25 protein-coding genes are annotated in these 26,154 nt (G+C 65.5%); 13 read left to right on the plus strand and 12 right to left on the minus strand.

Going from position 1 to position 26,154, the window contains the following annotated elements; translation table 11 throughout:
• Nucleotides 1-17: 17 nt before the first annotated feature.
• Both OSH10_RS04060 and galE read right to left on the minus strand, forming a co-directional pair.
• Entirely contained in the window at nt 18-1,271 is a 1,254-nt protein-coding gene (locus OSH10_RS04060) for a lytic murein transglycosylase (RefSeq protein WP_266330260.1), read from the minus strand.
• 97 nt (nt 1,272-1,368) lie between these two features.
• Nucleotides 1,369-2,361: a UDP-glucose 4-epimerase GalE gene (galE, locus tag OSH10_RS04065; RefSeq protein WP_266330261.1), complete on the minus strand. Its 993-nt coding sequence runs from the start codon at nt 2,359-2,361 to the stop codon at nt 1,369-1,371.
• Between the two features lie 149 nt (nt 2,362-2,510).
• On the opposite strand from galE, the gene galU reads away from it, so the two are divergent.
• A complete protein-coding gene (galU, locus tag OSH10_RS04070; RefSeq protein ID WP_266330262.1) occupies nt 2,511-3,389 on the plus strand; it encodes a UTP--glucose-1-phosphate uridylyltransferase GalU in 879 nt (292 codons plus the stop codon).
• Nucleotides 3,390-3,446: 57 nt separating this feature from the next.
• On the opposite strand, the gene OSH10_RS04075 is transcribed toward galU, so the two are convergent.
• The 8 genes from OSH10_RS04075 to OSH10_RS04110 all read right to left on the minus strand — a co-directional run bounded on the left by OSH10_RS04075 (nt 3,447) and on the right by OSH10_RS04110 (nt 10,987).
• Nucleotides 3,447-4,148, minus strand: a complete 702-nt coding sequence (locus tag OSH10_RS04075; protein ID WP_266330263.1) for an ankyrin repeat domain-containing protein — start codon at nt 4,146-4,148, stop codon at nt 3,447-3,449.
• Between the two features lie 130 nt (nt 4,149-4,278).
• A complete protein-coding gene (locus OSH10_RS04080; protein WP_266330265.1) occupies nt 4,279-4,866 on the minus strand; it encodes an NAD(P)H-dependent oxidoreductase in 588 nt (195 codons plus the stop codon).
• A gap of 4 nt (nt 4,867-4,870) precedes the next feature.
• A complete protein-coding gene (locus tag OSH10_RS04085; protein WP_266330267.1) occupies nt 4,871-5,452 on the minus strand; it encodes an NAD(P)H-dependent oxidoreductase in 582 nt (193 codons plus the stop codon).
• A gap of 1 nt (nt 5,453) precedes the next feature.
• Nucleotides 5,454-6,869: an FAD-binding oxidoreductase gene (locus OSH10_RS04090; protein ID WP_266330269.1), complete on the minus strand. Its 1,416-nt coding sequence runs from the start codon at nt 6,867-6,869 to the stop codon at nt 5,454-5,456.
• Nucleotides 6,870-6,871: 2 nt separating this feature from the next.
• Entirely contained in the window at nt 6,872-8,185 is a 1,314-nt protein-coding gene (locus OSH10_RS04095) for a cytosine deaminase (RefSeq protein WP_266330270.1), read from the minus strand.
• A 1-nt stretch (nt 8,186) separates the two neighbouring features.
• A complete protein-coding gene (locus tag OSH10_RS04100) occupies nt 8,187-9,065 on the minus strand; it encodes an ABC transporter permease (protein ID WP_407660655.1) in 879 nt (292 codons plus the stop codon).
• Nucleotides 9,062-9,883, minus strand: coding sequence for an ABC transporter ATP-binding protein (locus tag OSH10_RS04105; protein ID WP_266330271.1), 822 nt, complete (start codon nt 9,881-9,883; stop codon nt 9,062-9,064). Before OSH10_RS04105 ends, OSH10_RS04100 begins: the two co-directional genes overlap by 4 nt.
• A gap of 96 nt (nt 9,884-9,979) precedes the next feature.
• The gene (locus OSH10_RS04110) at nt 9,980-10,987 is read right to left on the minus strand and encodes an ABC transporter substrate-binding protein (protein WP_407660656.1); all 1,008 of its coding nucleotides are present in this window, start codon (nt 10,985-10,987) and stop codon (nt 9,980-9,982) included.
• 392 nt (nt 10,988-11,379) lie between these two features.
• Here OSH10_RS04110 and OSH10_RS04115 point away from each other — a divergent pair, with 392 nt between their 5' ends.
• From OSH10_RS04115 to OSH10_RS04170, 12 genes are all read left to right on the plus strand, one after another.
• Nucleotides 11,380-11,769 carry a RidA family protein gene (locus OSH10_RS04115; RefSeq protein WP_266330273.1) on the plus strand — a complete coding sequence of 130 codons (390 nt, stop codon included), beginning with the start codon at nt 11,380-11,382 and terminating at the stop codon, nt 11,767-11,769.
• An 85-nt stretch (nt 11,770-11,854) separates the two neighbouring features.
• Nucleotides 11,855-13,210, plus strand: coding sequence for an 8-oxoguanine deaminase (locus OSH10_RS04120; RefSeq protein ID WP_266330274.1), 1,356 nt, complete (start codon nt 11,855-11,857; stop codon nt 13,208-13,210).
• A 15-nt stretch (nt 13,211-13,225) separates the two neighbouring features.
• Nucleotides 13,226-14,629 (plus strand): 8-oxoguanine deaminase, encoded by a 1,404-nt coding sequence (locus OSH10_RS04125; RefSeq protein ID WP_266330393.1) that lies wholly within the window; start codon nt 13,226-13,228, stop codon nt 14,627-14,629.
• 108 nt (nt 14,630-14,737) lie between these two features.
• A complete protein-coding gene (locus tag OSH10_RS04130) occupies nt 14,738-15,544 on the plus strand; it encodes a creatininase family protein (RefSeq protein WP_266330276.1) in 807 nt (268 codons plus the stop codon).
• Nucleotides 15,545-15,649: 105 nt separating this feature from the next.
• Nucleotides 15,650-16,576: an NAD(P)-dependent oxidoreductase gene (locus OSH10_RS04135; protein ID WP_266330277.1), complete on the plus strand. Its 927-nt coding sequence runs from the start codon at nt 15,650-15,652 to the stop codon at nt 16,574-16,576.
• A gap of 143 nt (nt 16,577-16,719) precedes the next feature.
• A complete protein-coding gene (locus OSH10_RS04140; protein ID WP_266330278.1) occupies nt 16,720-18,309 on the plus strand; it encodes an ABC transporter substrate-binding protein in 1,590 nt (529 codons plus the stop codon).
• A 205-nt stretch (nt 18,310-18,514) separates the two neighbouring features.
• Entirely contained in the window at nt 18,515-19,525 is a 1,011-nt protein-coding gene (locus tag OSH10_RS04145; RefSeq protein ID WP_266330279.1) for an ABC transporter permease subunit, read from the plus strand.
• A gap of 4 nt (nt 19,526-19,529) precedes the next feature.
• Complete coding sequence (locus tag OSH10_RS04150) at nt 19,530-20,438, plus strand: ABC transporter permease subunit (protein WP_407660668.1); 909 nt, start codon at nt 19,530-19,532, stop codon at nt 20,436-20,438.
• Between the two features lie 2 nt (nt 20,439-20,440).
• Nucleotides 20,441-21,448 (plus strand): ABC transporter ATP-binding protein, encoded by a 1,008-nt coding sequence (locus tag OSH10_RS04155; RefSeq protein WP_266330280.1) that lies wholly within the window; start codon nt 20,441-20,443, stop codon nt 21,446-21,448.
• Complete coding sequence (locus OSH10_RS04160) at nt 21,445-22,431, plus strand: dipeptide ABC transporter ATP-binding protein (protein ID WP_266330281.1); 987 nt, start codon at nt 21,445-21,447, stop codon at nt 22,429-22,431. The genes OSH10_RS04155 and OSH10_RS04160 overlap by 4 nt, the downstream gene beginning before the upstream one ends.
• A gap of 255 nt (nt 22,432-22,686) precedes the next feature.
• Nucleotides 22,687-23,763: a CobW family GTP-binding protein gene (locus OSH10_RS04165; RefSeq protein ID WP_266330282.1), complete on the plus strand. Its 1,077-nt coding sequence runs from the start codon at nt 22,687-22,689 to the stop codon at nt 23,761-23,763.
• A 124-nt stretch (nt 23,764-23,887) separates the two neighbouring features.
• Nucleotides 23,888-24,871: a WD40 repeat domain-containing protein gene (locus tag OSH10_RS04170; RefSeq protein ID WP_266330283.1), complete on the plus strand. Its 984-nt coding sequence runs from the start codon at nt 23,888-23,890 to the stop codon at nt 24,869-24,871.
• A gap of 77 nt (nt 24,872-24,948) precedes the next feature.
• On the opposite strand, the gene OSH10_RS04175 is transcribed toward OSH10_RS04170, so the two are convergent.
• Nucleotides 24,949-25,329: a hypothetical protein gene (locus tag OSH10_RS04175; RefSeq protein ID WP_266330284.1), complete on the minus strand. Its 381-nt coding sequence runs from the start codon at nt 25,327-25,329 to the stop codon at nt 24,949-24,951.
• 419 nt (nt 25,330-25,748) lie between these two features.
• The gene (locus tag OSH10_RS04180) at nt 25,749-25,901 is read right to left on the minus strand and encodes a DUF1127 domain-containing protein (RefSeq protein ID WP_323181546.1); all 153 of its coding nucleotides are present in this window, start codon (nt 25,899-25,901) and stop codon (nt 25,749-25,751) included.
• Nucleotides 25,902-26,154: the final 253 nt, after the last annotated feature.

The following is a 26,154-nucleotide window of genomic DNA, read 5'->3' on the forward strand; positions in this document are numbered from 1 at the left end:
TCCCTAAAGGAATAATCCTACCTGCCGGACCGCAGCCGCTGCAACACCCCCGTTGAGGCGTAACCGTCCGGCACGTCGCCGGCCGATGCCTGGTAAGAGCGAATAGCCTGGCGCGTCCCGGCGCCGATCTTGCCATCGACCGCGCCCGAATAGAAGCCGCGCCGCCCCAGCAATCTCTGCAATTCCGCCCTTTCGGCCGCCGCGAGCGGCCGCACCTCACGCGGCCAGCCGGAGATAAAATCGCCGCCGCCACGCAGCCGATCGGCCAGATGGCCAACCGCGAGCGCATAGGCATTGGCATTGTTGTAGCGCTTGATCACTTTGAAGTTATGCAGGAGCAGGAAGGCGGGCCCGCCGGCGCCGGCAGGCGCATAGAGCGTCGCCGTCTCGTTCGAAGCGGGGAACTGCCGCCCGGCGACGCGATGGACGCCCATCTTGCGCCACTGGCCGAGGGAGAGCGCCTTGCCGGAATCGTTGTGGCGCCAGTCGAAGCCGGCCGGCAACTCGACCTCGTAGCCCCAGGTCTGGCCCGACCGCCAGCCCATCTTGGCGAGGTAGTTGGCCGTCGAGGCGAGCGCGTCGACCTCGGATGTCCAGACATTGCGCTTGCCGTCGCCATCGAAGTCGACGGCATAGGCCTGGTAGGTGGTCGGGATGAACTGGGTATGCCCCATGGCGCCGGCCCACGAGCCGACCATGTGGCGGGCATCGACGTCGCCGCGCTGCAGGATCTTCAGCGCCGCGATCAGCTGCTGGCGGCCATATTTCGCGCGCGAACCGCCCTGATAGGCCAGCGTCGCCAGCGAACGGATGGTGTTCTTGACGATCTTCGGATTGCTCAGCACCTGGCCATAGGAGGATTCCATGCCCCAGATCGCGACGACGACGCTGCGGTCGACGCCATAGGCCTGCTCGATCTGCTGCAATTGCCGGCCGTACTGGCGCAGCGCGTCACGGCCATTCTCCAGCCGCTTCTGCGAGACGGCGCCATCCAGATACTCCCAGAGCGGCTTGACGAATTCTGCCTGAGAACCGGCTTTGGACAGCACGTCGGGATCGGGGGTGAAATTGCCGAGCGCGCTGTTGTAGACGCTGCGCGAGATGCCGGCCTTCTGGGCGGTCGGCCAGAAACTCGCCACCCATCGCGCGCCTGCCGCATCCGCCATGGCGGGTAACAGCCCCGCCAGAAGCAGGAAGACCAACAAGACTGCGCGGGTTCCGGCGGCCGCGAAGGGCCGCATGACGGAAACGGGCGAGCTCAAAAATGCCATGTCTCAGAAGACTCCTTGTATCGGTATCCATGCAGATCCGGGCCCCCGTCCGGCTGCTTCCTCACGCTTCGACCAGCCCCAATCCGGTCCTTCCATCTCAGTCGCGCTGATTGCGCCGACCGAGCGCCGCCTCCCAGGCCAACGCAGTCGCGACGCATTGGTCGAGATCGTCATGCATGGGCGTCCAGCCCAGCGTGCTGCGTGCCCGTGTCGAATTTGCGACCACGGCGGGAACATCGCCGGGACGGCGTTCCCGCTCCACGACGGGGAATTCCTTGCCGGAGACACGCCGTACGGACTCCAGTACTTCGCGCACGGAATAGCCGTGGCCATAGCCGCAATTGGCGACCAGGCTGTCGCCGCCGTTGCGCAGATAGGCCAGCGCGTCGGCATGGGCATTGGCGAGATCGGCGACATGGATGTAGTCGCGCACGCAGGTGCCGTCCGGCGTGTCGCAATCGGTGCCGAACAGTTCGATCGCCTGGCGCTTGCCGAGTGCGGTCTCGCAGGCAACCTTGATCAGATGCGTCGCGCCCCGTGTGGATTGGCCGGTGCGGCCGCGCGGATCGGCGCCGACGACGTTGAAGTAGCGCAGCGCCGCATAGCGGAAGTCATGCGCCTTCGCCGCGTCCTCCAGCATCATCTCGGTCATCAGCTTCGAGCGGCCATAGGGCGATTGCGGCACGGTGGCCGCGCTCTCCAGCACGGGCTCGGTGCCGGTGTCGCCATAGACGGCGGCGGTCGAGGAGAAGATGAAGTGGCGCACGCCAGCGCGGATCACCGCCGCCATCAGGGCGCGGGATTTGACGGTGTTGTTCAGATAGTAGCCGAGCGGATCGGAAACCGATTCCGGCACGACGATCGAACCGGCGAAATGGATGACGGCGTCGATGGCGTGTTCGGCGACCAACCGTTCGACCAGAGCCTCGTCGGCGATGTCGCCCTGGACGAAGGTTGCCTCCGGCGCCACGGCCCATCGAAAGCCGGTGGACAGCCGGTCGAGAACGACGACCGCCTCACCGGCGTCAACAAGACGCCACACCATGTGGCTACCGATATATCCGGCTCCACCCGTCACCAAAACAGCCACTTCGAAACTCCAAGCAGATTCGTAATGTTAATGAACTATGAATAGGTGAACGAAGTCTTGATGGCGCTGAAATATTCACCCTTTTCATTAGCGTTCCTGTTAGGAATCTGCCGATATGCTATCCGTACCGATGCATCTGTGAGGCGTCCATGAACCCGAAGATCCGCAAGGCCGTATTCCCCGTCGCAGGCCTTGGCACCCGCTTTCTCCCCGCGACCAAAGCCATGCCCAAGGAGATGCTGACGGTCGTCGATCGTCCGCTGATCCAATATGCTGTCGATGAGGCGCGCGAAGCCGGCATCGAGCATCTGATTTTCGTCACCGGCCGCAACAAGGCGGTCATCGAGGATCACTTCGACGTCCAGTACGAACTGGAGGCCACGCTTTCCGGTCGCGGCAAGCAGGAGGCGCTCGACCTGCTGACCAAGGATCTGCCGAAGCCCGGCTCGACCAGCTTTACCCGCCAGCAGGTTCCCCTCGGCCTCGGCCATGCGGTCTGGTGCGCACGCGAGATGATCGGCAACGAGCCGTTCGCCGTGCTGCTGCCGGACATGCTCATGAAGGGCGAGCCCGGCTGCCTGAAGCAGATGGTCAAGGTCTATGAGGAGTGGGGTGGCAACGTCCTCGCCGTCGAGGAATGCGACCCGTCGCAGACCCACCAGTACGGAATTGTCGGCGTCGGCGCCGAAGTCGGTGGCGCCGCCTTCCGCATCAATGCGATGGTCGAGAAGCCGAAGCCGGAAGTCGCCCCGTCCAACCTCTATATCAACGGCCGCTACATCCTGCAGCCCCAGATCTTCGACCTGCTCTCGAAGCAGGAGAAGGGCGCCGGCAACGAGATCCAGCTGACGGACGCCATGCTGCGCCTGATGGACCGCCAGTATATCTACGGCTGCCGCTTCAACGGTGAGACCTATGACTGCGGCAACAAGGTCGGCTTCCTCGCCGCCAACGTCGCTTTCGCGCTCGACCGCCCGGATATCGCGGCGGAATTCCGTCCCGAGCTGGAAAAGCTGCTGGCGCGCTAAGGCGTCCAAAGATACGACACGAAGCGGCCCTGCCGCTTCGTGTCCCCTGCCCCGCGCCTACTCCCGGGCGCCTGCCTTCGTCAAAAGCGCGACGATCGGCAGAAAGCCTCGTTGCCTGGCGTGCCGCAACGGCGTGACGCCATCACGATCCGGGAGCGAGGGATTGGCCCCGCCGTCGAGCAGCAGCTTGACGATCGCGATGTGGCGTTCGCCGCCATCGCCGAGCAGGATCGCCTCGAGCAGCGCCGTCCATCCCAGATTGTTCACATGATCGACCGCCACGCCCGCCTCGATGAGGGTTCGGACGGTTTCGACATGGCCGCGCTCGGCGGCTGGAATGAGCGCGGTGCCGCCATAGCGGTTGGTGCTCTTCAGGTCCGCGCCATGCGCGAGCGTCAGCTTCAGGATCTCCAGATGGCCGCGCGCACCGGCGTAGAGATAGGGGCTGTCCTGGATGCGGTCCTTGGCATTGACGTCGGCGCCGGCCAGGATCAGCTGCCGCGCGGCCCCGACGCGGTTCTGGTGCGTGGCGACAAGAAGCGCCGTTGCGCCATCGGCATTGCGGGCATCGACATCCACACCCTTCGCAAGCAGATTGGCGACGGCGGTTTCGTCACCACGCTCCACGGCGGCAAACAGCGCGTCCGGGGCGGCGGTCTGGGCGGAAGCGGTCATGACACCGGACACCATCAATCGGGTTGCGACGGCGGCGGCGATGCCGCCGAAGAGAAAGCTGCGCCGGGTCAGACGGATCGGCATGAAGGCGTCCTCGCACACGGATAGCGATCAGGCGCGAGGCGACAGGCCCCCTCGCCAGCTCTTTCCTTGTAGCCCGGCAGGGCGACGACCGTGAACCTCCCGGAGAGAAAACCGACGGGGCGACGACCGACTACAGCTTGCCGATCTTGCGACTGACCTTCTGCAGGTAGCGCGCGCGGCTTTCCGGCGTCGAACTGTCCATCTTGTAGTGCGCGGTATAGCTGGTGCGGCACAGCGGATGGCAGAGCGTGCGGATGCCGCGCAGGAGAATGCGCCGGCCCGGCTCCCCGACGAATTTCGACAGCATCCAGCTGGCGCCGCAGGTCGTCACCACGGCGATCTTGCGGATGTTGGTCATGCCCGGGCGCGGCCCCTGCGTCGCCGTCGGCATGGTGAAGGTGACATGCGGCACCCAGACCCGCTCCAGCCAGCCCTTCAGCATGGCCGGCGGGCCGTACCACCAGGTCGGATAGACGAAGACGAGGATCTCGCACCACTTGATCAGGGCGAGATGATCGGCGACCGGAAGCTCGTTGATGCCGGGCTCGTTGTAGACGCGGCGCTCGTCCGCCCCCATCACCGGATCGAAGCCGGAGGCATAAAGGTCGAGTAGCTTGACCTCATGGCCGGCGTTGCGAAGTGCGGCCACGGTGGTGTCGCGCAGGGCGGCGCCAAAACTCTCCGGCACGGGATGGGCGAAAACGACAAGGGCGCGCATGGCTCTAAAAACGTTCCATCTCTTTCGATACGCGCCGGAGGAACGCCGAGCGCGTCGCCTCCGTCGAGCGGTTCATGTCGTAATGGGCCAGGTAAGACACGCGGCCGAAGGGCCGGGTCTGCGCCCGCAGCACGCGCTTGACGCTGCGGCGCGGCGGGTCCCCGACGAGCAGCGCCTTCCAGCGCGCGCCGCCATAGGTCGCCACCGCCGCGAGCTTGCGGATGTTCTGCAGATTGTTGACGGCCTTGCCGCCTTCCATCCGGAACGACACGCCGGGCAGGAACACCCGGTCGAAGAAGCCCTTCAGGATCGCCGGGAAGCCGAAATTCCACACGGGATAGACGAGGACCAGCGCCTCGGCTTTCAAAAGGCGCTCGACATAGGGATCGACGTTGCGCCGGTTGCGGGCGAGGTCGTGATAGTCGATCCGCTCCTGTCGCGACAGCACGGGATCGAAGCCCTCGGCGTAGAGATCGCAATCATCGACCTGGTGCCCGGCGTGCGTCAGGGCCTCTACGACGGTGCGATGCACCGCCGCCTGGAAGCTCGTCTCGACCGGATGCGCGTAGAGCACCAGAACGCGCATCTCAGCTCGCCTGCTGCAGTCCCGGGAACAGGAAGGTCTTGGTGGTGGTGAAGTCGAAGTCCGGATCTTCCCAGGCGATCATCTTGCCCGGATTGAGCAGGCCCTTCGGGTCCGCCTCGCGCTTGAAGGCGAGTTGGGCGAGGTCGGTCTGCTTCATGCCGCCCTCCTCCAGCGTATAGCGGTGCGGATTGAAGATCGGACAGCCATGTTCCTCATGGATGCGGATGATCTCTTCCAGCCGTTCCTCGGTGGTGTAGCGCACCATCGGCAGGCCCATCGGCGTGATCTTGCCGTCGAAGCGGACGAATTCCAGATGGCCGGGAACCTCGTCGCCGAGCAGCTTCGTCAGCGTCTCGATCTTCTCGATGTGGTGCGGCGGCGGATACATCGACTGCAGATAGGTGATCGACGGATCGACTCGGATCGCCCGCAGAGTCGTGTGGTTCCAGCCGAGCTCGTAAGCCGGCGGCAGGCCCTTCAGATCCTCGGCCGTGTCGGAGCGGAAGACGATCTCGCCCTTGGTCCGCTCGGTGAAGGCGACGAAGGCGTCGACCGCATGCGGCGCGAGCGAGACGATCGCCAGCGACTGGCCAGGCTTCAGGAATTTCTGGTGACGCAGGAAATAGTCGTAGGGGATCGGCGCCGCGACGGTGGCGAGCTCCTTGAGCAGCAGGCCATCGGCATTGCCGAGGCTGTCGGCATAGCGCACCGCGTCCATGTAGTCGTCGAAACCGACCAGCACGTCGACCCAGTCATAGGCCGTGGTCAGCGGCATCTCGACTTCGGTGATGATGCCGTTGGTGCCATAGGCGTGCATCACCTTGTGCAGTTCCCAGCCGGTCAGTTCCAGGACGCGCGGCTCGGCCTCCATGGTGACGACGCGGAGCCGCAGCACGTTGCCGATATCGCGCAGGCCGCCCCAGCGGATCGAGCCGACGCCGCCGGAACCGCCGGCGATGAAGCCGCCGATCGTCGCCGTCTTGGCGGTCGAGGGATGGATGCGCAGTTCCTGGCCGGAATGGGCGCGCGTTTCGGCGTCGAGCTGGGCGACGACCACGCCGGGCTCGGCGATGACGCGGCCGGGATGGATCTCCTTGACCTTGTTCATCTCGGCAAGGTTCAGGATCAGCCCGCCGGAAAGCGGCATGGCCTGGCCGTAATTGCCGGTGCCGGTGCCACGCGGCGTGACCGGCACGTCGTGCCTGAAGGCGGCCTTGAGGATGCGGATCACCTCCGCCTCGTCCTTCGGCGTCGCCACCAGATCGGCGGTGACGTTGTCGAGCTGGGCCTTCAGGACGGGCGAGTACCAGAAGAAGTCACGGCTCTTCTGCTTCACCAGCGCGGGATTCTCCTCGATGGCGATGCCGTCGAGATCGGCCTTCAGCGCTTCGAGGTCGTTACGGAATTGGTGAGCCATGATCAGTGTCCAAACAGGGAATCGAGGTCGCGATAATCGGGCAAGGTCCGGTCGATCGCCTTGCCCTGGCGCAAAACGATGCGATCGGATTGCGGGCGCGACAGGAATTCCGACCACGTCCTGGCGCGGAACAGCACCAGATCGGCCGGGTCGCCGACGCGGATGCGACCGACATCGGAGCGGCGCAGGATTGCCGCGGGGTTGGTGGTGACGACGCGCGCAGCGCCATCGAGAGGATGGTCGAGATGCAGGATGCGCACCGCCTCGCGGAACACCTCCACGGCGTCGAGGTCGCCATAGGCGTAGAACGGATCGCGCGTATTGTCGGAGGCGACGGCGACGCGGATGCCGCGCTCTTCCATCTCGTTCAACAGCGTCACGCCGCGCCAGCGCGGCGTGCGGCCGGCGTGCCGGTCCTGCAGATAGAGATTGCACATCGGCAGCGAGACGACGGCGAGCCCGGCCTCGGCGACGAGATCCATGGTGCGGTCCGCCTCGCTTTCCTCCTGCCGCGCCAGCGAGCAGCAATGGCCGACCGTGACCTGCCCCTCATAATCGGTGCGGATCGCGGCTTCCGCGATCGCCTTGAGCGAGCGGGCATTCGGATCCGCGGTCTCGTCGACATGCAGATCGATGTCGAAGCCGTTTTCCGAGGCCATCGCGAACAGATGGTCGAGCGCCGTCTCCAGCCCGGGGATCATGTAGGTGAACCCGCCGAGCACGCCGCCATACTCGGCAAGCGTCTGCGTCAGGCGGCTGCGCACGGTTTCGTCGAGGAACAGCTCGATCGGCGACAGCGCCACGGCCTGCAGGTCGACGCGACCTGCCCAGGCGTCGCGCGCCTCGGCGAAGGCCGGCCACGAGGCCGGGAACTGCGGCGGCACGCAATCGATATGCGTGCGGATCAGCTTCGTGCCGTGCGCATAGGCCGAGCGGAGCGAGAACTCCATGCGCGCCCGCACGTCGGCGGTCGACCAGGTCGCGTCGCGATCGGCATCCACGGCGGCGAGCGCACCGGCGAAATCGCCGGTCGGGTTCTCGCGGCGGGCCCAGATATGGCCCTTGTCAAGATGGGTGTGCATGTCGACGAAGCAGGGCCAGACCTGGCCCTTGTCGAGATCGAAGACCGGCAGCTCGGCGACGCTGCCGGCCGGCCGCAGCGCCTCGATCTTGCCGTCGGCAACGACGATATCGGCGCGCATCAGCCCCTCGCCGACATCGCGCCCGTCAAAGCCGTCGACGGTGACCGAAGGCAGCGTCGCATTGGCCAGCACATAGCGATCCGCATCGGGGAGCGCGGCGAAACCCTTCGTCATCTCAATTCTCCCGCCGGATCGCGCTCTCGTGCCAGCGGCGGAGCGCCAGGTGCGAGATCAGGCTGGTGGCGCCATAGATCACGACACCCGTGCCGCAGAGCAGGATCAGCGCCGCGAACAGGCGGGGAATGTTGAGACGGTATTGCGATTCGAGGAGGCGGAAGGCGAGGCCCGAGCCGGCGCCCGCCGAACCGGCGGCGAACTCCGCCACCACGGCGGCGATCAGCGCGAGACCGCCGGCGATCCGCAGGCCCGCCAGGAAATAGGGCAGCGCGGCCGGCAGCTTCAGGTGGATCATCGTCTGCCAGCGGCTGGCGCCGTAGAGCTCGAACAGGTTGAGCAGATTGTGGTCGGTGCTCTTCAGGCCCTGCGTCGTGTTGGAGAGCACCGGGAAGAAGGCGACGATCCAGGCGCAGATCAGCAGCGCCGACTGGGTCGAGGGCGCATAGATGAGAATGAGCGGCGCGATGGCGACGACCGGCGTCACCTGCAGGATCACCATGTAGGGCGACAGCGCCAGTTCGACCCATTTGGACGAGGTGAGCAGGATCGCCAGCGCGACCCCGCCGACCAGCGCGATGCCGAGCGCCGCGAAGGTGATCTTCAGCGTCACCAGCAGCGCAGTGCCGAGGATCGGCCAATCCTTGATCAGCGACTGCAGCACCAGGTCCGGGCCCGGCAGGATGTATTTCGGGATGTTGTAGGCCGCGACATACCAAGCCCAGAGGCCGATCAGGCCGGCGAGCATCACGAGCGGGATGGCCACCCGCAGCACGCGCTCGGTGACCGGCATGGACGGCGCGGGCACGAGGGCGGGTTCCGGATGCGCAGTCTCCTGCGCGGCGTGGGCCGCGGCCGGGCCCTGATCGATGCTGGTCATAGGTGGTCGGCCGCTCCGATCGCGGAAAGAAGGGATTCCGAGGCCCGGCGGCAATAATCGCCATAGGCCTGCGAAGTACGGAAGCCGATGCCGCGCGGATGCGGCGCATCGACGTCGATCTCGTCGATGACGCGGCCCGGACGGGCTGCCATGACGACGATGCGGCTCGACAGGTAGACGGATTCGAATACCGAATGCGTGACGAAGACGATGGTCCAGCCGAACTGTTCCCAGAGGCGCAGCAGGTCGTCATTGAGCTTCTGGCGGGTGATCTCGTCCAGCGCCGCGAAGGGCTCGTCCATCAGCAGGATGCGTGGGCGGGTGACCAGCGCGCGGGCGATCGAGACGCGCATCTTCATGCCGCCCGAAAGTTCGCGCGGATAGGAATCCGCGAACTTGTCGAGGCCGACCATCTCCAGCGCTTCCATCACGCGTGGCCGGGCGGCGGCCTGCGAGATTCCCTTGAGGCGCAGCGGCAGCCAGACATTCTTGAACACGGTCGCCCAGGGCATCAGCGTCGGTTCCTGGAACACGAAGCCGATCTCGCCCTCGCTCTTGTCACTCGCGGATTTCTCGGCCGGATCGGGCCAGACGATCTTGCCGGAACTCGGCTCGCCCAGTCCCGCCAGCATCCGCAGCGCCGTCGACTTGCCGCAGCCGGAGGGGCCGAGCAGACTGATGAACTCGCCGGCGCCGATCGTCAGCGACATGTCCTTCAGCGCGATGGTGCCGTTCGAAAAGGTCTTCGAAACATGCTCGAGACGCACGATAGGCCGTCCGGACAAGGCGGATGGCGGGCTGCTGGCTGCGAGAGACAAGAAATCCGTTTCCTCAACTGAAGTGGCGAAGCGCGCCACCAGACTGGCGATGGCATTGCCGGGGCGAGCCCGGCAATGCCTGGAGCGTCGCAGCCCCTACTTCTTCAGTTCCTTGCCCACGCCCTTGCAGGTGAACTTGGTCGTGTAGACCTTGGAAAGGTCGAGGCCCGGCTTGGTGACGCCCGCCTTGACCATCTTCTCGTAGAAATCCTGCACGCGCGCATCGGTGATGCAGCCAATGCCCTTGTCGAGCGTATCGCCGGAATCGACCAGGCCGTAATCCTTCATGGTCTGGACGGTGTAGGCGATCTGCTCGTCCGTGATCTCGGGATTGTCCTTCTTGATCAGGTCGTTGGCAGCCTTGTTGTCGCCATACAGGTAATTGTACCAGCCGACCGTCGAGGCATCGACGAAGCGCTGGACGATGTCGGGATGCGCGTCGACATATTCCTGCGTGCCTTCGATCAGCGTCGAATAGGTGCTGAAGCCCTGGTCGGCGAGCAGGAACAGCTTGGGCTTGAAATCGGCCTGCTTGGCGATCTCGAACGGCTCGGAGGTGATGTAGCCCTGCTGCGCCGACTTCGGATCGGCCAGGAACGGCGCCGGATTGAAGGTGTAGGGCTTGAACTGTTCATCGCGGAAGCCCGGATAGGCCGACTTCATCCACTGGAAATAGGAGGCATAGCCATCCTTCGACAGCAGCAGCGTGTCGAGCTTGGCGAGGTCCTCGAACTTCTCGACGTCGGGATGGGCGATCAGGACCTGCGGTTCCTTCTGGAAGATCGCGGCGACCTCGACCAGCGGAATGCCTTCCTCGACGGCGGCGAAGGTCTCGACCAGATTGCCGGCCATGTTGAAGGTCGTCTTGCCGGCCAGCATCAGCTGGCGGTTGGCGGCCTGCGGGCCACCCTGCACGATCGTGACCTTGAGGCCATACTTCTCGTAGGTGCCATCGGCGACGGCCTGGTAGAAGCCGCCATGCTCGGCCTGGGCCAGCCAATTGGTGCCGAAGCTGACTTCGTCGAGGGCGAAGGCCTGGCCGGAAAAGGCCACTGCCGCCGCGCCGGCCGCCAGACCGATGAACTTAGTCCTGATGGATGTCATGAGCACTCCGCCTTCCCCTTGTTGCGGCAGCCCCAGCGGCCGCAGATCTTGTTTTCTCGAACCATGTTGCCCGGTTCGCGGCCTTCAAGGCCCAGAAATCGCGCTCTCCAGTCGCAAGACATATGCCACTCGTCATTCGGCGCGAGGAGCCCCCAAGCCCCTGCGTCCGCCATGGCATACTCCCTGCTCCCGGGAAGTGGCGGCATATTATGCGACGAATTCTGCTCATGATAGCGGCAGCCGCCAGGAAATTGAGCAACTCCATCGAAAGGACGCGGCGGGAAATGCGCATCCCGCAGGCAGGCCCGCGCTTGCCACCGGGTCCATGCGCGCCCTACCCTTCCCGGACCTTTCCAGACCCAGACCCCATCCCGTCGAACCGGAGTTGCTCGGTGAACCAGCCGCTGATCCCCAAGGATATCCGTCCGCCCTTCGGCCGCTACAGCCATGGCGTCGAAGCGCCGGCCGGCAGCCGCTTCATCTTCACCTCCGGCCAGCTCAGCATTCGCGCCGATGACAGCGTGCCCGACAGCGTCGAGGAGCAGGCCGAGATCTGCTTCGAAAACATCCGCTCGATTCTCGCGGAGGGCGGGATGGATCTTTCCGACATCGTCCGCCTCAATGCCTTCGTCACCAAGCGCGAGGACATGCGCCGCTACATGAATGTGCGCGACCGCTTCGTCAGCGAGCCGCTGCCGGCCTCGACGCTCTACATCGTCACCGGCTTCACCCGGCCCGAATTCCTGGTCGAGATCGAAGCCGTCGCCGCCAGAGCGGAATGAACGGCCGGTTGTCTGGCGCGCATCTTGCCAGCCAGGCGCCAGCGGCACCCGGCGTCGAGCGACGCGCGAGAGGACAGGAAGCGACATGACGACGAGCGAAAGAGTCTGGCTGAAGGATCCGATCGCGGTCCTCGCCGAAGGGGCGGAACGCGGCGTCGTCGTCGAGAACGGCAAGATCCAGGAACTGGTGGGCAAGGGCGCCGAACCGAGCCATCCGGTCCACAAGGTGTTCGACGCCTCGCGCCATGTCGTGACGCCCGGCCTCGTCAACACGCATCACCACATGTTCCAGACGCTGACCCGGGCGCATCCGGCGGCGATCAACAAGGAACTGTTCCCCTGGCTGCAGGCGCTGTTCCCGATCTGGGCGAAGAACGTCAATCCCGACAATCTGCGGCTTGCCACCCGCCTGGCCCTGACCGAACTCCTGATCTCCGGCTGCACCACGGCCTCGGACCATCAATATCTGTTCCCGCCGGGCCTCGACGACGCCATGGACATCCAGGCGGAAGAGGCCGGCAAGCTGGGCGTCCGCATGACGCTGACGCGCGGCGCGCTCAACCTGACGACCGAGGATGGCGGCAATGCCGACCAGGGCGCGGTGCAGGATACCGACGTCATCCTGGCCGATTGCGAGCGGGTGATAAATCGCTACCACGACATGTCGGAAGGCTCGATGCTGCAGGTGGCGCTGGCCCCCTGCGCGCCCTTCAACGTCACCAAGCGGCTGATGGTCGAGACGGCGGCGCTCGCCGAGCGCTGCGGTTGCCGGCTGCACACCCATCTCGGCGAAACCCGCGACGAGAACGCCTACTGCATGGAGCATTTCGGCTACCGGCCGGTCGATTATCTCGAGGAATGCGGCTGGCTCAACGACAAGGTCTGGCTGGCGCACGGCATCCACTTCAACGACGAGGAAGTGATGCGCCTCGGCCGCCACGGCGTCGGCGTCTCGCATTGCCCGACCTCCAACATGGTGCTCGCCTCCGGCCAGTGCCGCACCAAGGAACTGGAGGCGGCGGGATCCCCGGTCGGTCTCGGCGTCGACGGCTCGGCCTCCAACGACAATTCCAACCTGATGGAAGGCGTCCGCCACGCCCTGATGATCAACCGCCTCACCTACAACGCCGAAAGCGTCACGCATTTCGACGCGTTCCGCTGGGCGACGCAGGGTTCGGCGCGCTGCCTCGGCCGCGACGACATCGGCGCCATCGCCGTCGGCAAGCAGGCCGACATGGCGCTCTACACGCTGGACGAGCTGCGTTTTTCCGGCGCCGGCGACCCGCTTGCCGCCCTCGTTCTCTGCGGCGCCTACAAGGCCGACCGCGTTATGGTGAAGGGCGACTGGCGCGTCGAGGAGGGCGTGCCCGTCGGCATGGACCTGGCCAGGCTCCGCTACGAACACGGCCAGGCGGCGAAGGCCTTTTTGGAGTCGGTGTAGGTGGCCAGGCTCCCACTGGCGCCCTCGCCCGCGCAGCGGGAAGGGGAGAAGAAGCCCACCGACCGCACCTGGATCAGGGATCCGATCGCCGTACTGGCCGAAGGCGCCGAGCGCGGCGTCGTCGTCGAAGGCGGCCGGATCGTGGAACTGGTGGGCAACGGCGCCGAACCCGCCCACCCGGTTCAGACAATCTTCGACGCCTCGCGCCATGTCGTGACGCCCGGCCTCGTCAACACGCACCACCACTTCTTCCAGACCATGACGCGGGCGCATCCCAAGGCGATCAACAAATCGCTCTGGCCGTGGATCGAGGCGCTCTATCCGATCTGGACCCGCCATGTGAACGCCGACAATTTCCGCCTCGCCGCCCGGCTTTCCGTGACCGAACTGCTCATGTCGGGCTGCACCTGCGCCTCCGACCACCACTACATGTTCCCGGCCGGGCTTGAGCACGCGCTCGACATCGAGGCGGAGGAAGCCGCCGCTGTCGGATTGCGCATGACCCTTTCGCGCGGCGCGCTCGATGTCGTCGGCGAAAAGGCCGGCGACGGTAGCCAGGCGGTGGCGCCGGGCGGCGCGACGCAGGATACCGACGTTATCCTCGCCGATTGCGAGCGCGTCATCGGCCGCTATCACGACCGCTCGGACGGCGCGATGACCCGCGTCGCGCTCGCCCCCTGCGCGCCCTTCGACGTTTCGATGCGGCTGATGCGCGAGACGGCGGCGCTGGCCGACCGGCACGATTGCCGGCTGCACACCCACCTCGTCGAGACGAAGCAGGAAGCCGATTTCGCCCATGCCCGGCACGGCATGTCGGCGGTCGACTACCTAGAGGAATGCGGCTGGCTTTCGAACCGGACCTGGCTGGCGCATGGCATTCACTTCGATGATGGCGAGGTGCAGAAGCTTGGCCGCCACGGCGTCGGCATCTGCCATTGTCCGACCTCCAACATGGTGCTCGCCTCCGGCATCTGCCGGACGAAGGAGCTGGAAGCGGCAGGCTCGCCGGTCGGTCTCGGCGTCGATGGCTCGGCCTCGAATGACAATTCCAACCTGATGGAAGCCGTCCGCCACGCCCTGATGATCGGGCGGCTGCGCTACGATGCGGCGAGCGTCACCCATCGCGACGCACTGCGCTGGGCGACGGAAGGTTCGGCCCGGTGCCTCGGCCGCGACGATCTAGGCAGAATCGCCATCGGCAAGCAGGCGGACATGGCGTTCTGGTCGCTCGACGATCTGCGCTTCTCCGGCGCGGGCGATCCGATCGCGGCGCTCGTCCTCTGCGGCGCGCACGCGGCCGACCGCGTCATGGTCAAGGGCGAATGGCGGGTCGAGGACGGCGCGCCGGTCGGTGTCGATATCGCGCGGCTTCGCCACGAGCATCATCAGGCTTCGCGCGCCTTCCTGGAAGCGCTATGACAGGGGGCATTCTTTCGGACGGCCGCCCGGCCGCCCTCGGCCTGACAAGGTGGGCGCGGTGAACTGCCGTCCTGCCAACCCAAAATGATCCTTGAAAGAGATATCGGCATGACCCTTCCCCGCCCCTATTGGCATGAGATGCAGGCCCCGGCTTTTCTGGGCGGCGAAAAGGACTGGATCGCGGTCCTGCCGGTTTGCGCCATCGAGCAGCACGGCCCGCATCTGCCCGTCTTTACCGATGCCTGCATCGGCGAAGGCATGGTCAAGCGCGTCATCGAGATGCTGCCCGAAGGGGTGCCCGCGACCTTCCTGCCGCTGCAGTCGATCGGCAAGTCGAACGAGCACATCGCCTCGCCCGGCACGCTGACCTTCTCGTGGGAAACCGTCATCAGGATGTGGCTGGAGATCGGTGACAGCCTTGCGCGCGCCGGCGTCCGCAAGCTGGTCCTCGTCACCTCGCATGGCGGCAATATCCCGCCTTGCGAGATCATCGCCCGCGAGTTGCGCATCCGGCACGACATGCTGGTCGTTACCACCGGCTGGACCGCGGTCGGCGAGCCCGAAGGCATGGTGCCGGAGGAGGAATATCTCTACGGCATCCATGGCGGCGACGTCGAAACCTCGATTATGCTGCATTTCCGGCCCGATCTCGTCGACATGTCGAAGGCAGAGGATTTCCGCTCGACCCAGCTCGACCTGCTGAAGGAATTCAAGCGTCTCCGCTTCCACGGCGCCCCGGCGCGGGCGGCCTGGAAGGCGCAGGACCTGAACCCAAAAGGCGCGGTCGGCAACGCGGCGCGCGCAACCGCCGATCGAGGCCGGCAGATGGTCGACTACCAGGCGGCGGCCTTCGTCGAACTGCTGCAGGAAATGGCACGATTCGACCTCGACCGGCTCTCGAAGGCGCCCGCCTGAAACGAAGAAATTCGACCGAAAACGCTTGGGAATGTCAGGCGTCTGTTGCTAGCATGAAGGCAACAGCGCGACCGCATCTGCCGGAGCGTATGTCCGGGGGCGGGCGTGGTCGACATTGTCATTTCCGAGTTCATGCACAAGAACGCCGTCGCGGATCTCTCCCGCGACTTCGAGGTTCACTACGAGCCGACGCTCGGCAGCGATCTGCCGAGCCTGGCGCGCGCGGTGCGCCATGCCAGGGCACTGATCATTCGCGACCGTACCGTGGTCGACATACCGCTGATCGCGCAGGCGCTTGACCTGCGCGTCATCGGCCAGGTCGGCGCGGTTTCCGACAACATCGACATGCTGAGCTGCGAGGCGCGCGGGGTCTCGATCGTCCGCGCCCCCGACATGATGGCCGACGCGATCGGTGAATACGTCATCGCCAGCGCCATGATGCTCGTGCGCGGCGCCTTTTTCGCGAGCCGCGAGGTAATGGCCGGCAAGTGGCCGCGCGGCCATCTCGTCGGCCGCGAGATCAATGGCCGCACGCTCGGCCTGCTGGGGCTCGATTTCGGCGCCCGCGCCGCTGCCCAGCGCGCCCAGGCGCTCGGGATGAAGGTCATCGGCTGGGATCCGTTCCTGAAATCCGCCCATCCCGTGTGGCGCGATGTCGAGCGGGTCGAGTTCGATGCGCTGCTCGCCGAATCCGATGTGGTCAGCGTGCACCTTCCGGCCCGGCCGGAACTGATCGGTCGCGTCGGCACGGTGGCGCTGGCGCGGCTGAAGCCGACCGCGGTGCTGATCTCGGTTGGCGGCGGCGGCGTGGTCGACGAGGCGACCGTCGCCAACATGCTGTCGATCGGCCGACTGCGCGGCGCCGCCTTCGACGGTTTCGAGACCGAGCCGCTGAACAGCGAGGCCGGCTCGATCTTCGCGGCCGTGCCCAATCTGCTGCTGACGCCGCGCATCGCCGACCTGACGCTCGAATCGCACCTCCGCTCCTCGGCGGCGATCGTTGCCAAAGTTCGTGGCGCGCTCAATCTTTGATCAATCGGCCAAAATCCCTCTTGCAATAGCGCTCGGCCTCGGCTCGACTGGAGCTTTCCCGCCCATATCGAGGTTCCAGCAAGGAACCCACCTGCAGGCGGGCTGAAAGCGCTTTGGATGGCGCGAGCCAGGGGAGTTCAGGAATGAAGAATTTTGCCCGCCTGTTGGCGGCAACCATGCTGGCCGCCGGCCTTGCTTCGGCGGCGGAAGCCAAGACTCTGGTGTACTGCTCGGAAGGCAGCCCGGAAAACTTCAACCCGCAGATCAACACCACCGGCACGTCGTTCGATGCGGCGCGTCCGGTATTCAACCAGCTCGTCGAGTTCGAGCCCGGCACGACCAAGATCCGCCCGGCGCTGGCAGAGAGCTGGGACGTGTCCCCGGACGGCCTCGAGGTGACGTTCCACCTCCGCAAGGGCGTGAAGTTCCATTCCTCGAAGCAGTTCAAGCCGACGCGCGACTTCAACGCCGACGACGTGCTGTTCTCGTTCAACCGGATGTGGAAGGAGGACAATCCCTACCACAAGGTCTCCGGCGGCGCGTATGACTACTTCAACGACATGGAGATGCCGACTCTGCTGAAGTCGATCGACAAGGTCGACGACTACACGGTCAAGTTCACGCTGACCAAGCCGAATGCGCCCTTCCTCGCCAATCTCGGCATGGATTTCGCCACCATCATGTCGGCCGAATATGCCGACGCGATGCTGAAGGCGGGCAAACCGGAGATGGTCGACCAGCAGCCGATCGGCACCGGTCCGTTCACCTTCGTCGCCTACCAGAAGGACGCCGTCATCCGCTTCAAGGCCTTCCCGGATTTCTGGGGCCCGAAAGCCAAGATCGACGACCTCGTCTTCGCCATCACCAAGGATCCGACAGCGCGCTGGGCCAAGCTCCAGAAGAACGAATGCCAGGTGATGATCGGCCCCAACCCGGCCGACCTCGAAGCGATGGGCAAGGACCCCAACGTCAACCTGCTGTCGCAGCCGGGCCTCAACATCGCCTATCTGTCGTTCAACGTCACCAAGCCGCCCTTCGACAAGAAGGAAGTCCGACAGGCGCTGACGATGGCGATCGACCAGGCGACGATCATCAAGGACGTCTATGGCGGCGCCGGCCAGGCGGCCAAGAACTTCATTCCGCCGACGATCTGGAGCTACAACGACGCGATCGAGCCCTACAAGTATGACCCCGCCAAAGCCAAGGAAATGCTGAAGGCCGCCGGCGTCGCCGAAGGCTTCGAAAGCGATCTCTGGTGGATGCCGGTGACGCGCCCCTACAACCCGAACGCCAAGCGCATCGCCGAACTGATGCAGGCGGATTTCGAGAAGGTCGGCATCAAGACCCACCTGGTTTCCTATGAGTGGGGCGAATACCGCAAGCGCATGCAGGCCGGCGAGCACCAGATGGGCCAGCTCGGCTGGAGCGGTGACAATGGCGATCCCGACAACTTCTTCTTCCTGCTCGGCTGCGAGGGTGCCCGACCGGGCGGCCAGAACCTGTCGAAGTGGTGCAACGAGGACTTCGAAGCCCTGTTCCAGAAGGCCAAGTCGACCTTCGACGTGGCGGAACGCGCGAAGCTCTACGAGCAGATGCAGGTGATCGCGCATGAAGAAGCACCGGTGTTCAACGTCGCGCATTCGATCGTGTACGAGCCGATCCGCAAGAACGTGACGAACTACAAGGTCAGCCCGCTCGGACGGCGTGAATTCGCCGAAGTCGGTCTCGAGTAGCAAGCGACGGACGAGGACGGGGGCGCACCACACCTCCGTCGTTCCGGGTAATGCCATGAGCCTGCCGGACCGCGTCGCGCGCGGTTCGGCAGGCTCACGCAGGCCCCAGGATCCGCCGGCCCGCGAGGGCCAGGGCGGATCCCCGCATTCGCGGGGATGACGGCCGTGACGGCGCCTCCCGCCTCGCCTTCCAGGCGGTGTCACCATGTTCAGTTTCATTATCCGGCGTGTGCTGCTGGTCATACCGACCTTCCTGGCCATCGCCTTCCTCACCTTCGTCGCGATCCGGCTCGTGCCGGGCGACCCGGTCGAGGCCCGTACCGGCGAGCGCGGCATCTCGCCCGAGCGCCTGGCCCATTTCCGCCATGAGCTCGGCCTCGACCAGCCGGTGTGGAAACAGTTTCTCGACTATCTCTGGCAGATCGCGCATGGCGATTTCGGCACCTCGATCTCGACGCAGACGCCGATCCTGACCGAATTCACGACGCTGTTCCCGGCGACGTTGGAACTGGCCATCTGCGCCATGCTGTTCGCGACGATCCTCGGCATCCCGGCCGGCGTGATCGCGGCGACCCGGCGCGGCACCTTCGTCGACTACACGCTGATGGGCGCCGCGCTGACCGGCTTCTCCATGCCGATCTTCTGGTGGGGCCTGCTGCTGATCCTGTTCTTCTCGGTCGATCTCGGCTGGACCCCCGTCTCGGGCCGCATCGACCTGCTCTATTATTTCGAGCCCGTCACCGGCTTCATGCTGATCGACAGCTGGCTCTCCGGCCAGGAGGGCGCGTTCAGCTCGGCCGTGTCGCACCTGATCCTGCCGACCATCGTGCTCGGCACCATCCCGCTCGCCACCATCGCCCGCATGACCCGATCGGCCATGCTGGAGATCCTGGGCGAGGATTACGTCCGCACCGCCCGCGCCAAGGGCCTGTCGCCCTTCCGCGTCGTCGGCATCCACGCGCTTCGCAACGCGCTGATCCCCGTCGTCACGGTGATCGGCCTGCAGGTCGGCGCGCTGATGGCCGGCGCGGTGCTGACCGAATACATCTTCTCCTGGCCCGGCATCGGTTCCTGGCTGATCGAATCGATCCAGCGGCGCGACTATCCGGTGCTGCAGGGCGGCATCCTGCTGGTCTCCGGCATCGTCATCGTCATCAACATTCTCGTCGACCTGCTCTACGGCGTGCTCAACCCGAGGATCCGCCATGCCCGCTGACAGAATGCCTGCCGAGCGGACCGCCGCCGCCATGGTCGAGCCGAAGGCGCCGCCCGGTCCCTTCGCCGCTTTCTTCCGCGACTTTTCGGAAAACCGCGCCGCCCTGATCGGGCTTATCCTGCTCGGCCTGCTGGTCTTCGTTGCCATATTCGCCGATTTCCTGGCGCCCTATTCGCCGATCGAGCAGTTCCGCGAGTTCACCCGCATTCCGCCCGCCTGGGTCGAAGGCGGAAACCGCGCCTTCCTGCTCGGCACCGACGAAATCGGCCGCGACATGCTCTCGCGCCTGATCTTCGGCGCCCGGCTGTCGCTGTTCATCGGCCTCTCCGTGGTGGTTGCCTCGATGGCGGTCGGCATCGTGCTCGGCCTGGTGGCGGCGTTCGCGCCGGGCTGGCCTTCGATCGTCATCATGCGGGCGATGGACGTCATCCTGTCCGTGCCGAGCCTGCTGCTCGCCATCGTCATCGTCGCGATCATCGGCCCGAGCCTGACCAACACCATCGTCGCGATCACGGTGGTCTACCTGCCCTATTATGTCCGCCTCGTGCGCGCCTCGGCGATGCAGGAGAAGACCCGCGACTATGTGACGGCCGCCCGCGTCGGCGGCGCCGGCACGCTCCGCATCATGTTCAAGACGGTGCTGCCCAACTGCATGGCGCCGATCATCGTCCAGGCGGCGCTGACCATTTCCAACGCCATTCTCGAGGCAGCGGCGCTGGGCTTCCTCGGCCTCGGCGCGCAGCCGCCCTCGCCTGAATGGGGCGCAATGCTCGCCTCGGCGCGCGAATTCCTGCAATCCGCGCCCTGGATCGTCACCGAGCCCGGCCTCGCCATCCTGATCACCGTGCTTGCCATCAACCTTGTCGGCGACGGGCTGCGCGATGCGCTCGACCCGAAAATGCGGAGGAGCTGACCATGCCGCTTCTCGAAATCTCCGACCTGACGGTCGACTTCAAGACCGGCGGCGGCCAGTTCCGCGCCGTCGACGGCGTGTCGCTCACCGTCGACCGCGGCGAGATCCTGGCCATCGTCGGCGAGAGCGGCTCCGGCAAGTCGGTCGCCATGCTGGCCGTCATGGGCCTGCTGCCCTGGACCGCAACCGTCACGGCCAGAACGCTCGCCTTCGATGGCCGCGACCTGCTGACGCTGACGCCGCGCGAGCGGCGCCGCCTGGTCGGCAAGGACATGGCGATGATCTTCCAGGAGCCGATGTCGAGCCTCAACCCGTGCTTCACGGTCGGCTACCAGATCGGCGAAAGCCTCAAGGTCCATCTCGGCCTCTCCAAGAGCGAGCGCCGGCAGCGCGCAATCGAGCTGCTGGACGCTGTCGGCATTCCCGATCCGGAACGACGGCTTTCCGCGTTTCCGCACCAGTTGTCCGGCGGCATGAGCCAGCGCGTGATGATCGCGATCGCTCTCGCCTGCCGGCCCAAGCTGATCATCGCCGACGAGCCGACCACGGCGCTCGACGTCACCATCCAGGCGCAGATCCTGGAGCTGCTCGTCTCGCTGCAGCGCGAGACCGATACCGGCCTGGTGCTGATCACCCACGACATGGGCGTCGTCGCCGAAACGGCCGAGCGCGTCTCGGTGCATTATGCGGGACAGAAGATCGAGGAGCAGCCCGTCGCGCCCTTGTTCGAAGATCCGCACCATCCCTATACGGCGGCGCTGCTCGCCGCCCTGCCGGAGCGCGCGACGGGCAAGCGCCTGCCGTCCATCCCCGGCGTCGTGCCCGGCCAGTTCGACCGGCCGCCGGCCTGCCTGTTCGAGCCGCGCTGCCGCTTCGCCACCGAGCGCTGCCGCACCAAGGCGCCGCCGCGCCAGGGCGCCATCGCCGGTTTCGCGCTCTGCCATTATCCGCTGACGCATGGCCGCCCCATCGGCCATCCCCACCCCGAAGGCAGGGAGGTCGCGGCATGAACGCGCCCGTCGTCCTCGAAGCCAGCAAGCTGGCGCGCTTCTATTCGGTCAGCCGCGGCGCCTTCAATCCCGCCGCCACCATCCGCGCGCTGGCCGAGGCCAGCTTCACCCTGCATGCCGGCAAGACCCTGGCCGTCGTCGGCGAATCCGGCTGCGGAAAGTCCACCCTTGCCCGCCTCGTCACCATGATCGAGGAGCCGAGCGAGGGGCAACTGGTCATCGGCGACACCGACATCGTCACCGCCGACAAGGCGGCGCTGAAGAAGCTGCGCTCCGACGTGCAGATCGTCTTCCAGAACCCCTATGGCTCGCTCAATCCGCGCCAGAGGATCATCGACGCGCTGGCCGAGCCGCTGGTCATCAACCGCAAGGAAATGAGCGCGGCCGAACGCAAGGCAGCCGTGCTCGACATGCTGCAACGGGTCGGACTTCGCCCCGAGCATGCCAACCGCTATCCGCACATGTTTTCCGGCGGCCAGCGCCAGCGCATCGCGATTGCCCGCGCGCTGATGCTCCGGCCCAAGATTCTCGTCCTCGACGAGCCGGTCTCGGCGCTCGACGTATCGGTGCAGGCGCAGGTGCTCAACCTGCTGGTCGAGCTGCAGGAAAGCCTCGGCCTCTCCTACCTGTTCATCAGCCACGGCCTGTCGGTCGTCCGCCACATGGCCGATGAGATCATCGTCATGTATCTGGGCCGCGTCGTCGAACGCGCGCCGCGCGAAAAGCTGTTCGAGCAGCCGATGCACCCCTATACGCAGGCGCTGCTTTCCGCCACGCCGATGGCGGATCCCGAGCGCCAGCGCGACCGGATCCGCCTGAAGGGCGAACTGCCCTCGCCGTTCAACCCGCCATCCGGCTGCGCCTTCCATCCGCGCTGCCCGCTCGCCTTCGACAAATGCCGCGTCGACCGCCCCGAACTGCGCTTTCACGGCGAAACGGAAGTCGCCTGCTGGGCCGTCGAGCGGGATGACCGGGCGGCTTAGGTCTTTTCAGCCAGCAAGCCCCTCACCCAGCCCTCTCCCGCGGGCGGGCGAGGGCTTTTCTGGCGGCCGCCCTCATCGACATCGCGGCAGATCGCTGACGCCCCCTCTCCCGCACGCGGGAGAGGGCTGGGGTGAGGGTCTTCCTTTGCCGCGACCGTTTCGTGACCCATCGCAATCGGCGCCGACATCCCTTATATCAGGCGGCAACCCATTCCCCCTTTTGCGCGGGCTGATGTTCCGCGCCGGAGACATTTCATGACGGAAACCCAGATCCCGGTCACCGTTCTCACCGGCTATCTCGGCGCCGGCAAGACGACGCTGCTGAACCGCATCCTCTCGGAAAACCACGGCAAGAAATACGCCGTCGTCGTCAATGAATTCGGCGAGATCGGCATCGACAACGACCTCATCGTCGAGAGCGACGAAGAGATCTACGAGATGAACAATGGCTGCGTCTGCTGCACGGTGCGCGGCGACCTGATCCGCGTCGTCGAGGGCCTGATGAAACGCCCCGGCGGTTTCGACGGCATCCTGGTTGAGACCACCGGGCTCGCCAATCCGGCCCCGGTCGCGCAGACCTTCTTCATGGATGACGATGTCCGCGCCAAGTCGCGCCTCGACGCCGTCGTCACCGTCGCCGACGCGATGAACCTTCTGACCCGGCTCGACGACGCGCCGGAGGCCGAGGAACAGATCGCCTTCGCCGACGTCATTCTGCTCAACAAGGCCGATCTCGTCGACGCCGAGAAGCTGGCCGCCGTCGAGCGCCGCATCCGCGAGATCAACCCGCATGCGACGATCCACCGGACCGAGCGCTGCGCCATCGATCTCACCAAGGTGCTCGACCGTGGCGCCTTCGACCTCGAGCGCATCCTGACGCTCGACCCGGAATTCCTCGAGGGCGAGGATCATGACCATGATCACGTCCATGACGAGAATTGCGGCCACGATCACCACCATCATGACCACGACCATGCCCATCACGGTCATGACCATGATCACGACCATCACCACCACCATCCGCGCCATGACGAATCCGTGTTCAGCGTCTCGCTGCGCGGCGGCACGCTCGATCCGAACAAGTTCTTCCCCTGGATCCAGGAAATCACCCAGGTCGAGGGTCCGAACATCCTGCGCCTGAAGGGCATCCTGGCGATGGACAAGGACCCGGACCGCTATGTGCTGCAGGGCGTGCACATGATCGTCGAAGGCACGCATCAGCGCCCCTGGGCCGAGGGCGAGAAGCGCGAGAGCCGCCTCGTCTTCATCGGCCGCAAGCTGAACGAGCAGGCGCTGCGCAAGAGCTTCGAGGATTGCCTCGTCGCCGCCTGAGCCCCGGAACGGGCCGGCGCCTCGCCGCCCGGCACCCTTTCAGGCCGCGTCCCCCCGGAACATTCCGGGTGACGCGGCCTGACCTCCCCAAAGATCCACGACAGACATCGACCGGAAGCGCCTCTTGCCCACGATCCAGTCCTTTCCTCTCGACGCCTATGTCGTCGCCGCCGAGTTTCTGGGTTCCGAGCCGGCGTTCGCGCTCGGCGACGGCAAGGTCGCCCTGGTGAGCGGCCCCTCCGCCGAGAAGCATGGTGTCCATTCCGGAGGCCTGCTCGCCGCCGCCCGCACGCTCGATGGCGACCGGCTGATCACCACAGGCGATGACGGCCGCGTCATGGCGATCGACGCAAGCGGCAAGATCGACGAGATCGCGGTGCAGCCGAAGAAGTGGATCGACCAGGTCGCCTGCGGCCCGGACGGCACGATCGCCTATGCCAGCGGCCGCCAGGTCTTCGTGCGCTTCGCCAACGGCAAGGAGCGCGTGCTGGAGCATGAGCGTACCGCCGCCGGCCTCGCCTTCGCGCCGAAGGGGCTGCGCCTCGCCGTCGCGCGCTACAATGGCGTGTCGCTCTGGTGGATCGGCACGGACGCCAAGCCGACCGAGTTCGAATGGAAGGGATCGCATCTCGGCGTCACCTTCTCGCCCGATGGCAAGAACGTCATCACGACGATGCAGGAAAATTCGCTGCATGGCTGGCGCGTCGCCGATGGCGGCGGCCACATGCGCATGTCGGGCTATCCGGGCAAGGTGAAGTCGATGTCCTGGTCGGCCAAGGGGCGCTTCCTGGCGACGTCGGGCGCGGAAATGGCCGTGCTGTGGCCGTTCCATTTCAAGGACGGCCCGATGGGCAAGCAACCGCTGCAACTCGGGACGCGCGACCAGATCGTCAGCTTCGTGGCCTGCCACCCGACCGAGGAGGTCGTGGCGATCGGCTACCGCGACGGCATGGTGCTGGCGGTTCGCTTCGCCGACAGCGACGAGGCGATCCTGCGCAAGCCGGCCAAAGGCGGCCCGATCAGCACGCTCGCCTGGGACAAGAAGGGCGTCCGCCTCGCCTTCGGCACCGAAGGCGGGCAGGCCGGCGTCATCGACCTCGCCGGCTGACAGCGACGAGCGCGCAGCCGGCGGCTTTCTTCACCTCTCCCTGAGGGAGAGGTGACAAGGAGCGCAGGCCCGACGCTTCAGCGCAGGCTGGGGGTCTTCCGGAAGATCGCGGTCGCGAACAGGATCATGCCGATCAGCGTGATCAGCGATCCCAGGATGACAATGGGTTCGCCGGCCGGCGCGCCGCGCAACGTCAGCACCAGGCCCGGGATCATGATCCAGAGGCCAATCGTCGAGATCCAGAACTGGATCAGCGCGAGCCGGCTTTCCGCTTTGGCAGGATTGGCATTGTAATAAAAGCCCATCAGCGCGAGCGATACCCAGCCGATCAGGTTGAGATGGGCATGCGCCGGTGCAAGACTAAAGTCCTGCTTCGCTCCCATGATGATTCCGCCCAGCATGCCGATGATCACATAGATCACCGCGGTGCCGATAAACATCTGGCTAATTCTTGGCATGTCCGATTCCCCTCCGGAAGCGCGGCCGACTCATCCCGTCAAGCGCCCCAATGGCGGTTACGACGTTACGGAAGGCAAGTCAAAATCATTCTAGGGAAGAACGTCCGGACGGCCCAGCTCGGAGCGCGTGTCGGCCAGGGGCAGGACACGGGCAAAGGGCCAAAAGAATGACGCCGGCGCGCGACCGGGAGCCGAAGGAGAGGCTCAAGACTCGGTCGCGTCTGCCGGCGTCTGACGCATGGCTTCGGGAGGAAAGCCGCATGGCGTCGAAGAAGAAACGCCCGTCGGGGAGGAGGTCGACGGGCGTTTTTAAGGTGGCGCGTTGCCGGGGAGGAGGTCAGCGCGGCGCCGATCGCAGGGACTTGGAGGGGAGGAGATTCCCTGCGAATTCCTTGAACTTTTAGCGTGTATCGAAAGTCTTAGTAGCCAACAGCCTGCTTCGCGACGCGCTCGATCTCGCCACGATGAATGCCGAGGTCAGCAAGCTCGCGGTTGTTGAGGCGGGAAAGCTCGTTGTAGGTCTCGCGGAACTTGCGCCAGGTCTTGTAGGAAGCAACGATGTTCATAGCCATTTTCGGATGTCCTTTTGAATTCGGTTTGATCTCTGTCGAACTGGCGCCGGATTTCTCTGTCGCCGTTCTTGTTGACGCTGATATAGGCTGATGCCGACGGAATGAGCACTGCGTAAAAGCTCATGCCAGCGATGCGCGTGGCGCAGAGCAGCATTAATTTCACCGTCATATTGCACTGCACCTTAAGCGCTGCGGCCGAATTGCGGCACTCAGATACCGATTGCGCCGACATCGCGGCGACGAGCCGGCGGAG

Origin of the sequence: Kaistia defluvii (genome assembly GCF_026343955.1) — a bacterium.
Lineage (GTDB): Bacteria > Pseudomonadota > Alphaproteobacteria > Rhizobiales > Kaistiaceae > Kaistia > Kaistia defluvii.